The organism is Acinetobacter sp. YH12058, from assembly GCF_013419805.1.
GTDB classification, from domain to species: Bacteria; Pseudomonadota; Gammaproteobacteria; order Pseudomonadales; family Moraxellaceae; genus Acinetobacter; species Acinetobacter towneri.
In genome coordinates this window covers 1-2,180 of sequence record NZ_VOZL01000054.1, presented here as the reverse complement: position 1 = coordinate 2,180, position 2,180 = coordinate 1, and the positions used below count along the sequence as shown (strand labels likewise).

2 protein-coding genes and 1 pseudogene are annotated in these 2,180 nt (G+C 42.5%); 2 read left to right on the top strand and 1 reads right to left on the bottom strand.

All coding sequences use genetic code 11. The annotated features are described in order from the left end of the window. Both FTU09_RS13600 and FTU09_RS13595 read left to right on the top strand, forming a co-directional pair. A pseudogene (locus FTU09_RS13600) lies at window positions 1-122 on the top strand (hypothetical protein); the annotation flags it as partial. A 67-nt stretch (window positions 123-189) separates the two neighbouring features. After that, the gene (locus tag FTU09_RS13595; protein ID WP_071830580.1) at window positions 190-654 is read left to right on the top strand and encodes an ATP-binding protein; all 465 of its coding nucleotides are present in this window, start codon (window positions 190-192) and stop codon (window positions 652-654) included. A gap of 73 nt (window positions 655-727) precedes the next feature. Here the strand turns inward: FTU09_RS13595 and mph are convergent, their stop codons facing one another. Beyond that, window positions 728-1,615 carry an Mph(E)/Mph(G) family macrolide 2'-phosphotransferase gene (gene mph / locus FTU09_RS13590; RefSeq protein ID WP_071830579.1) on the bottom strand — a complete coding sequence of 296 codons (888 nt, stop codon included), beginning with the start codon at window positions 1,613-1,615 and terminating at the stop codon, window positions 728-730. Between the last annotated feature and the right edge of the window lie 565 nt (window positions 1,616-2,180).

Below are 2,180 nucleotides of genomic sequence, written 5' to 3'. Positions count from 1 at the left end.
ACCGCCATCGTGTCGTGATCGGCAAGGATACGCGCCTGTCGGGCTATATGCTTGAACCCGCGCTCACAGCCGGTTTCACCTCGATGGGCATGGACGTATTCCTTTTTGGCCCGCTGCCGACAACGTAATAGGAAGAATAAACGCCCTTTTCACCCAAGTCCAAATTAATTTGCCGATTCCATAATCAGGGTGTATTACAATTCCATAGAGTTTTTCAATCCAGGTGGTTTAGCTGATAACTTAACGATTGATCAGCTTCTTCGTGAAGATTACTCGCCATGGGCGCGCAATAAAAGGATATCTGCCACGTTCAAAGAAGCGCATTTTATTGAAAAATATGGGTCAGGCATCAAACGAATCCAAGAAGGCTTCGCATCCTATGGTCTGCGTCCCCCTGTCTTTGAAAATTTCCAGCACGGTTTTCGAGTTATTGTCTCATCAAAGCTACTTTTCGAATCTAATGAGGGAGTAAGTGAGGGAGTAAATCTACTATTTAATCAGATAAGAACTAATCCAGGAAAGCGTGCACCATTTTTAGTAAACGAGCTATTAGTTCCTGTCAAGATAGTAGAGCGGTGGCTCAAAATCTTAAGAGATGATCATAAAATCGAGTTTCGAGGAGCTCCTAAAAGTGGAGGATACTGGCTAAAATAGAAATCAATGATACTCTTAAGTGGCACCAATCGAACTCCTATTTTAGCATTTAAAAAAGTATCCTCACATCATTTTATTGAACAATACCTAAGGCTGCTCTGGCGGCATTGATATGATTATCGTCGTTGCACTCTACCGCAAAAGCGCCATATGCTAATGGAGCTGCAGCAGCCCTCTCTATAGATTGTTCGTAGAGCCTATCCCATATCGTTCCGCCTTGTTTAGCATACTCCGTTATCAAACTCTTCAGGCTATCCTCTCCAAAAACCGATACGTGACCAGAAAAGTCCAGTGCAGGATCACCCATATGCGCAGTAGACCAATCTATGATACCAGAGGTCTTACCTTCCTTCGAGGTTAAGACATGCCCTGCATAGAGATCGCCATGGATGAAACAAGTGAATTCAGGCCACAAAGGGTCATTGTCCAACCATCTACGGTATCTGTTTTCCAACGGCTCGCTGATACCTATCTCAGATTTCACCAAGTGGATACGGTCAGCTATTTCGGTCCTCAATTCACTTGGAGTCATTATTTTCAAGTTGCTCTTTCTCACATCGTCAGCTGTAATACGATGTAATTCGGCCAATGATTTTGCCAGAGACTCCACATAAGCTATGCTATCGCGATCTATGTTCCAAGAAACCTCATGTGTTATCGCATCGAATGTCAGAGCAGGCGCATCCTCCAGTAAAGGGTAGGCTATTAGGCGCTCCGATACAATTTTCCAATCAGGGACATTGATCGACAGGTTTCTTTTGGCTAAATCCAATATTCTACTTTCATTTTCGATTTGTTCAAGCATATCGCTTCTTCGAGGTATACGGAGTACCCAGTTCTCACCGTTTACTTCCTTTACAAAGGCAACTCTAAAGTCGATGCCCATCTCATTGACGCTCATCTCTTCCGAAATTCTCAGCCCATGCTCTAGGGCTAATGTTTGCATATCTTCGATTGTCATTTCTATACTGTTTTCTTTTATTAAATTGGTACCAGTTCCCCCGACAGGACATTCTGAATGTCATATACAGGTGTAACACTTTACCCATATTCTTTTCGTATGGATAACACTTCCCATCAGGGAACAAAAATCTGATACATGAATTAATTGTGAGACAGTAGACCTACTGTCGCATTGAAGCCATCTCGGCGACTATTTGATTAGGAAAACCAAGGCTTTGCCATCATAGCCTTATCATAGAAGTATAACATAGTTGTAAAGATAGAAAATTATTTTTTATTCATCCATGATGTTATTATTTTATAATAACATCATCTAAACATGTCCTGTCGCTCTTTTGTGCTGTGATATTTCATACCTATTAACTGCTTTCGTTTGAATTATACGACGTTCTACTCACAATAGGGCAAGGGTTACTCATTCCGTAGGATGCGGTTCACGTATAGGAAGAATAAACGCCCTTTTCACCCAAGTCCAACAGCTTTGGACCGCAGTTGACTCTTTCGACACCCCTGCGATGCAACCCAATCCGGCTGACGGGGAGCCAGCAACGCTGAAAATTTAC

What these genes read in the sequence shown, in the direction of transcription:
- mph (WP_071830579.1), bottom strand. Translation starts at nt 1,615, where the DNA reads ATGACAATCGAAGATATGCAAACATTAGCCCTAGAGCATGGGCTGAGA.